The organism is Streptacidiphilus carbonis (assembly GCF_000787775.1).
Taxonomy (GTDB): Bacteria; Actinomycetota; Actinomycetes; order Streptomycetales; family Streptomycetaceae; genus Streptacidiphilus; species Streptacidiphilus carbonis.
In genome coordinates this window covers 62,432-70,049 of the sequence record NZ_BBPM01000024.1, presented here as the reverse complement: position 1 = coordinate 70,049, position 7,618 = coordinate 62,432, and the positions used below count along the sequence as shown (strand labels likewise).

Here is a 7,618-nt window from a genome sequence, read left to right as displayed (position 1 = left end):
GGGGGGGCAGGGACCCCCGGGATCGCGCCGCCCGCCAGCACTCCGGTGAGCAGCGCGCCGAGGCCCGCGTAACCGGCCTGGCCGAGCGAGATCTGGCCGCCGTAGCCGGTGACGACCACGATCGACAGCAGGACCAGCGCCAGCCCCGGACCCGGCAGCAGCGAGCGGACATCGCCGCCGCGCAGCGCCAGCGGCGCGAGCAGCAGCAACGCGGCCGCCCAGCGCCGCCCGAGCCGCCAGGTCTGCGCGGCGGCGGCGATCGCGGCGACAGCCGGGACCGGCGGGAGTGCGCTGAGCCCCGCCGTGAGGCGGCCGGGGAGCAGGGCCACCGCGAGCAGCGCGACGACGAACAGCCCGGAACTCAACGCCTGGAGCAGGGACTGCGCCGCCCCGGAGAAGTGAAGCATCGTCAATTCGCTCTGTCCGATGCCGAGCAGGAGCGCGGTGCCGATCGCCAGCCACAGGCTGCGCAGCCCGGCGGCCACCGCGACCGCGAGCGTCTCCATCACCAGCAGCGGTAGTCCGTAGGGGTCCAGGCGCAGGGACGGAGCCAGCAGGACGCCGGTCAGGCCGGCGGTGAAGGCGCCGAAGGCCCACCCGGTGGACGCCACCGCGTCGGCGTCGATGCCGGAGAGCTCGGCCAGCCGCCGGTTGTCCACCACGGCCCGCAGCGCGGTCCCGAACGCGGTCCAGCGGCTCACCGCGCCGACGGCGGCTGCCAGTAGCACCACCAGGCCCAGTTCCACCGCCGTGTCCAGCGTGATCAGCAGTCCGCCGGGGGTGACCAGCGGAGTCGCCGGGACGACCACCGGTGCGTCCGGGTGCGGGGTGACGCCCCAGAGCAGTGCGGCGGCGCCGACCAGCAGGACGAACACCCCCAGCCCGGCGACCAGGGTCTCGGCCGTGCCCGCTTGGCGCCGTTGCAGTCGGCGGAACACCAGCAGGTCCATCAGGAAGCCCAGTCCGGGCGCCAGCAGCAGCACGCAGCAGCCCACCGCAAGGGCGCGCGGCCAGTGCCACACCACCACGCACTGGCGCAGCGCGAACGCGGTGGCCATGGCGACGGCGCCCTGGGCCAGGTTGAGCACCCCGGTGGCCCGGTGGCAGACCACCAGGCCGATGCCGGTGATCGCCGCCGCACTGCCCACGGACAGTCCGGCCACGGCGAGTTGGAGTGCGAGCGGGGCGGCCATCGGGCGCTCACACCTCCGGCGGGTCGCACAACGGGCAGGGGCGCAGCCCGCGTTCGGAGGCGGCGCCGTCGAGCAGCCGTTCCGGATCCTGGCGTCCCTGGACCAGCAGGCAGCCGGTCCGATGGTAGGTCCGACCGCCGGGAACGGCGAGCAACAGGGCGGATCCGTTCGGCCCGGAGCCCGCCTGATGGTCGGAGGTCGCGCCGGAGGGCGGTTCGGCGCTCCCCACGGCATCCGTCAGAAGCTGGTACAGAACCTCCAGTTGACGCTGCATCCGGTCCAGGTCGTGCTGCTGCTCGGCCGAGACCCTTGCCGAGACCGGCACATCGCGGCGGCGGGCGGCGAGGAGCACCGTGCCGCCGATGATCAGGGCGGCGCCGGGGGCCGTGGCGGAGGCGAGAAAGGGGATCTGCCGTGCGGTGTAGCGCTCACCGGACACCCCGTACCAGCCCAGGGCGCAGAGCAGCACGCCGCCGGCGCAGCAGACCCAGCCCAGGTGCGTGCGGAGCGCGCGCAGAGCTGTCCTTGCAGGTCGCGGCTGCTCCGGTACGGGCTCCTGCGGTTCAGGCATCGTCCCCCCTGGCGGGCCGTGAGGCACGGACCATGAACGTCACGTTCCCTCATCGATTTTGAGTGACTGCGTGCAGCGACAGGACCATCATGCGCCGTAACCGCTAGCGTGGAGATAGCTGACGCGCAGTCAGATCGGATACTCAGTCGGACGGTGAGGGTTCCATGATCGACGGTTCCACAGGCCTTCGGAGGTTCGCTCCACGCGTCGGCGTCGCCGCTGCGGTCCTGCTGCTCGCCGGAGCGTGCAGCAGCAGCGGAGGCGGCACGGCTTCACCCGGCGCGTCCGTCACCACTGGTGCGGCGACGGGCGCGGCCACCACCGCAGCAGCTCCCAGCGCTTCGGCCGCCGGCTCCAGCAGCGCGGCCGCCAGCGGCGCCGCCGGGGCGTGCGCGCCGACCACCACCCCTGCGGTCAGCGGCAGCGGACCCGCCGACACCGCGTCGGCCGGCGCCCAGGTCGCCGGCGCCTACCAGAAGTTCTTCGACCCGGCCACGCCCTCGGCCACCAAGGTCGGGCTGCTGCAGAACGGCACAGCCTTCGTCCCGGTGATGACCGGCTTCGCCAGCAACCCGCTGGCGGCCCAGGCCGCGGTGAGCGTCCAGAAGGTGGCGTTCACCAGCGCCACCGCCGCCGATGTGACCTTCAACCTGTGCGAGAGCGGCCAACCGGTACTGCCCAACTCGACGGGCAAGGCGGTCCAGGAGGGCGGGGTCTGGAAGGTCGCGGACGCGACCCTGTGCGGACTGGTCAAGCTCAACAGCGGCGGCGCGGCCGTCCCGGGCTGCTCCTGAGCGGCGGCGGCGCGGGCGTGGCGGGAGCCAGGGCCGGGGCGAGAGCGCGTGCGGGCGTGCGGGCGGCGCTGCGAACGGACGTGCGGGCCGGCATGCAGGCCGGCGCGCGGTCTGCGCCGAGGGCCGTGGCGGTGTTCGCCGTTGCCCTCGCGCTGTGCCTGTCGGCCTGCGGGAGCCGGCTGCCCGAGCGTGACTTCGTCACCCCTGGCCCCACCGTTGCCGCCGGCTCGGCGACGGGCACGTCCGGAACCGGGAGCGGAGCCACGAGCGGCTCCGGCTCGGGTCCCGGTCCCGCTTCCGGGCCGCCCGTCACCGTCGGCATCGTCGCCTCCGTCACCAGCCTGCTGGGCAACGGGACCTTCAGCGGTCCGCTCTACGGCGCCCAGGCGTTCTTCGACGCCTTGGACGCGGCCGGCGGGATCGGCGCCGCCGGGGGCCGGGGCGGACGTCAGGTCAAGGTGGTGACCTGCGACGACGGCGGAACCGGCAGCGGCAACCAGAGCTGTGTGCACAAGCTGATCGACCAGGACCATGTGGTGGCGCTGGTCGCCACCAGTGCCCTGGACTACGCCGGCGCTCCCTACGTCAGTGCCCGGGCCGTGCCGGACATCGGCGGTGAGCCGATCGGCACCGCCTACGACCGCTATCCGCACCTCTACTCGATCGACGGCAGTTCGGAGCCGCGCGACGGCAAGGCCGTCGGCTGGAACGGCACCGAGTACCTCACCACCGAGGTCTACCGGTACTTCAAGCAGAAGGTCGGCCTGGACCGCGCGGTGGTCGTCAACTACGACCAGGCCGACTCTTCCCGCTACGCCGCCCAGGTCACCGAGGGGCTCAAGGCGGAGGGCTACCACGTGCTCAACGAGACCGTGGACTTCGCGCTGCCCGGCTTCGCCGGCGTGGCCGCGGCGATGAAGGCCGACAGGAGCCAACTGCTGCTGGACGCCATGGACACCCGGGGCAATGTCGCGCTGTGCCAGGCGATGGCGGCGGCAGGCGTCACCGTCACCGCGAAGGTCACTACCGGGCTGAACTGGAGCGCGCAGGCGGGCAGTGACTACCAGTCCGTGCCAGGCTGCCTCAACTCGCTCTGGGTGACCGCGGACAGCCGCTCCTACTCGGACATCCAGTACCCGGCGGTGGCTGCGTTCCGCGCGGCGATGAAACACTACTTCCCTTCCAGAGAAGGGCAGTTGTCGCAGTGGGAGCTGGAGGGGTGGGCCGCCGCCCAGTGGTTCGCCGACGCGGCAGGAACCTGCGGCACGCAGATCGACTCCGGCTGCCTGGACCGCTACCTGCAGCGTCCGCAGCCGTACCAGGCGCACGGGCTGCTGGTTCCCACCTCGTTCGTGCCGCAGGCCAAGCCACCGACCGGGCTGCAGCGGGCCTGCCTGGACGTGGCCCGCTGGCAGCAGGGCGGCTGGGTCACCCAGGTCGCCGACATGGACACCGACTGCTTCGAGGTACCAGCTTTGCCGTACCGGCCCTGAGCGTGCAACTTGCCCGCAGCGGTTCAGTTGCAGCACCTCAGGGCGACGGGCTGTGCTGATGCAACCGCGTGCGCGACCGACCCGGCACGCGCAGCACCGACTTCCCTTCAGAGGCCCTGCCTCTACCTCTACTGCTACTGCTGCCCCTGGGCCGCGAAGAGCTTCAACTCCTTGGCGGTCAGCGGCGGCCCGACGCCCACCAGCGAGGTCGACATGCTCATCGGCTGCGGCGTCACCGCGCGGAGCAGGAACTTGCCGCGTACGCCGGGACCGCCCACCCCGCCGTGCGGTGCGGAGAGCAGGTAGACCGCCCTGGCATGAGGAGCGAGGACCGCAGGTCCGGAGACCACTCTCCAGTAGTCGGAGATGTTGGCCCCGGTGCTGGTGGCGAAGTGCGGAGTGAGGGCGGTCCCGGTGGCGTTCTCGACGTCGACCCGGAGCTGCTTGACCGTTCCGGCCAGCGCCTCGACGCCGGTGACGCCGTTGGTGGAACTGATCGCGGTGACCTTCATGGACAGCGGAGGGGGCGTCACGATCGCGCCGACCAGCGCGGCCGCGGCCGGCAGCAGCAGCACCGGCACCAGCAGCGCGCGGGCGGTGCGGGTCCGCAGCAGCGCCGGCCGGGGGTGCCAGGCGCGGTCGAAGTCGGTGGAGCTGACGGTCGCGGCGGCGAGCACCCACAGCGGGACGGTCAGGTCGAAGTAGTCCTCCTGGGACCGCGCCGACAGGTAGAAGACCAGCCAGGGCATCACCGTGACGGCGAGGCCGAGCCGGCGCGGGAAGACCACCAGCAGCACCAGCATGGCCATGCCCAGCAGCAGCCCCGCTTCGCTGTACAGCTGGATGTTGCCGCTGCCGTTCCGGAAGTAGTACGAGATCCCGACCAGGCCCTGGCCGCTGGGGATGGCCTTCTGGAACAGCGGGGTGAACACCCCCTGCAGCCAGGCGTACGGGCCCTGGATGATGAAGGGCAGGTTGATCAGGCCGGCGACGCCCAGGGCGATCGCGACGTAACGGCCCACCAGCCGGAGCGCGTCCCGGGCGGGCATCTCGCCGCGCCGGATCAGATAGAGGCCGACCACCAGGAACGGCGCCAGGAACCAGGTGAGTTGGTGCAGGCAGATCGCGATGCCCAGGCAGACGGCCCGGAGCACGCCCCACCGGCCCAGCTTCCCGCCGCGTCCGGTCCGCTGCCAGTAGGCCACGGTGATCATCAGGAACGGCAGCTCCATGCAGCCCGGGTAGCCCATCTGGGCGTAGCTGGGCAGCCAGCCGAAGCCGTAGCAGACGATCACGGACACCGACCGCCAGGGCGCGGGCAGCAGCAGGAACATCACCACCGAGGCCAGCAGCAGCATCGCGGTGGCGGCCAGTCCGGCCGGGGGGTGGCTGAGGCCCAGGTACATCGGTACGGCGGTGAAGACCGGCCCGAGCGGGGGGTAGTCCAGCCCGGTGGCGGCGCCGCCGTTCATCAGCGGGGTGGTGCCGACGTGGAACAGGTGGAAGATCTGCGGCCACTGGGTGCCGTAGATGTGCCCGCCGTGCAGCAGACTCCTGGCCGCCATGTGGACCAGTGAGCCCTCGTCGGTGCTGTAGTACACATGGCTGGACGGGCCTGCCGGCGGTGTCGCGGCGGTGACCGTGTAGAAGCGGTTGAGGCACTCCAGCGCGGCCACCGACAGCGCCGCACAGTCCACCAGGATCATCGCCCGGCGGGTGCGCACCGACAGCGCCAGTACGCCGAGCACCACGATGGCACCGAAGTAGAGGATCACCGCCAGCGCGTGCACCTGTTGGTTGATGATCGTGCGGTTCCAGACGTCCCGGGCACCGATCAGCATGCTGGAGCACGCGAGCACCGTGAGCATCCGGTTGACCTGCTCCGGGGGCCGGTGCAGGGTGCCGGCGCTGGATCCCAGCCAGCCGGGGATGCGGAAACCGGTCAGGAACCGGGGGGAGGACGGGCCCTGGTCGGACTGGGGCCCGGTCCCGTCCGGCTGGGGCGAACCCGGGCTGGTGGCACTGACTGGTGAGACAAGAGGCACGGCCGCATCATGGCACGCGAGATGGGCAGAAACGCCCGGATGAGAGAGGGTTCATTCCACATTCTTGTGCCTGTGACCTGCAGTGATGCGGTACGTCACCAGGCCGCTCGGAATCACCCGGACGGGGGGCGCGCAGAGCGCCGTCCGCGCTCGGGGCGGTGGGCGGCGGGAACTGCGGGGTTGCGGGAGCTGTGGGGGGTTGCGAGAGGCGTCCGCGGGTGTCGGCGGGTCGCGGCCGGGCGTCGCTGGCACGTTCGACGGAGGGCGGGGCGCCGTCGCCGGGGGCGCTGAGGTGAGGAGAACGCAAGGGGAAGGGGAGAATGGCGCGAGAGCGTACATGTGCGTGAGCACCGAGAGGACGTACCCCCATGGGCAACCCCGTCGACCAACTGGTCGATCTGCTGGACCTGGAGCAGATCGAGCTCAACATCTTCCGGGGGCGCAGCCCGGAGGAGTCGTTGCAACGGGTCTTCGGCGGCCAGGTGGCCGGGCAGGCGCTGATCGCGGCGGGGCGCACGGTGGCGCCCGACCGCACCGTGCACTCCCTGCACGCCTACTTCCTGCGGCCGGGGACCCCGGGGGTGCCGATCGTCTACCAGGTCGACCGGATCCGGGACGGCCGCTCGTTCACCACCCGACGGGTGCTCGGCGTCCAGCAGGGACGCACCATCTTCGCGCTGACGGCCGACTTCCACCTGCCCGAGGAGTCGCCGTTCGAGCACCAGCTGCCCATGCCGCCGATGCCGGCCCCGGAGTCGCTGCCGACCGCGCTGGAGGAGGTCGGCTCGGTGCTGGGGGAGCTGCCGCCGTTCATCAGCCGGCGCCAGCCCTTCGACATCCGCTATGTGGACCGGCTGCGGTGGACCAAGGAGGAGCTGGCCGGAGTCGAGCCGCGCAGCGCGGTGTGGCTGCGGACCAATGGCGAACTGTCGGACGATCCGCTGGTGCACGCGTGCGCGGTGACCTACGCCAGCGACATGACCCTGCTGGACGCGGTGCGGATCCCGGTGGAGCCGCTGTGGGGCAAGCGGCACTTCGACATGGCCTCGCTGGACCACGCGATGTGGTTCCACCGTCCGTTCCGGGCCGACGACTGGCTCCTCTACCAGCAGGAGTCGCCGGTGGCGGTTGGCGGGCGAGGCCTGGCGCGCGGTCAGCTGTTCGACCGACAGGGGCGACTGGTGGTGTCGGTGATGCAGGAGGGGCTGTTCCGCCGGATCCCGGAGTAGCACGGGCCCGGCCGTGTCGCCCCGGGTCGCCCCGGGTTGCCCCGGGACGCGCACGTCGCGGGGGCCGGGGGACTTGCGGCGCGGCGGTCGGGAGAAGATGACCTGTGCCGAAAGAACAGACCAGCAGTGCCGCAACGCCCCCCGTGATCGAGTCCATACCCACCGCAGCCACCCCGGCCTCCGTCGGCTCTGACGCGGAGGCCGCCGCCGCCGCATCCGCCGCCGCCGCATCAGCCGCCGCCGCCGCATCCGCCGCCGCCGTCGACCCGGCCGTGACCTCGACCCACCCACCC

General features: G+C 72.2%; 6 protein-coding genes. 3 read left to right on the top strand and 3 right to left on the bottom strand.

Annotated elements, in window-relative coordinates; all coding sequences use genetic code 11:
- Positions 1 to 1,193 (bottom strand): branched-chain amino acid ABC transporter permease (locus tag TR46_RS20165; RefSeq protein ID WP_439654372.1); only part of this gene is annotated, 1,193 nt, incomplete at its 3' end.
- Positions 1,194 to 1,200: 7 nt separating this feature from the next.
- A complete protein-coding gene (locus tag TR46_RS20160; RefSeq protein WP_236655403.1) occupies positions 1,201 to 1,764 on the bottom strand; it encodes a hypothetical protein in 564 nt (187 codons plus the stop codon).
- A 164-nt stretch (positions 1,765 to 1,928) separates the two neighbouring features.
- Between TR46_RS20160 and TR46_RS38120 the strand changes: the two genes are divergently transcribed.
- Positions 1,929 to 2,558, top strand: coding sequence for an MTB12 C-terminal domain-containing protein (locus tag TR46_RS38120; RefSeq protein WP_052432946.1), 630 nt, complete (start codon positions 1,929 to 1,931; stop codon positions 2,556 to 2,558).
- Between the two features lie 131 nt (positions 2,559 to 2,689).
- Positions 2,690 to 4,051, top strand: a complete 1,362-nt coding sequence (locus tag TR46_RS20150; RefSeq protein ID WP_369405999.1) for an ABC transporter substrate-binding protein — start codon at positions 2,690 to 2,692, stop codon at positions 4,049 to 4,051.
- 134 nt (positions 4,052 to 4,185) lie between these two features.
- Here TR46_RS20150 and TR46_RS20145 read toward each other — a convergent pair whose 3' ends face one another.
- Complete coding sequence (locus TR46_RS20145; protein ID WP_052432945.1) at positions 4,186 to 6,096, bottom strand: glycosyltransferase family protein; 1,911 nt, start codon at positions 6,094 to 6,096, stop codon at positions 4,186 to 4,188.
- Positions 6,097 to 6,464: 368 nt separating this feature from the next.
- Between TR46_RS20145 and TR46_RS20140 the strand changes: the two genes are divergently transcribed.
- The gene (locus tag TR46_RS20140; RefSeq protein ID WP_042403196.1) at positions 6,465 to 7,325 is read left to right on the top strand and encodes an acyl-CoA thioesterase; all 861 of its coding nucleotides are present in this window, start codon (positions 6,465 to 6,467) and stop codon (positions 7,323 to 7,325) included.
- Positions 7,326 to 7,618: the final 293 nt, after the last annotated feature.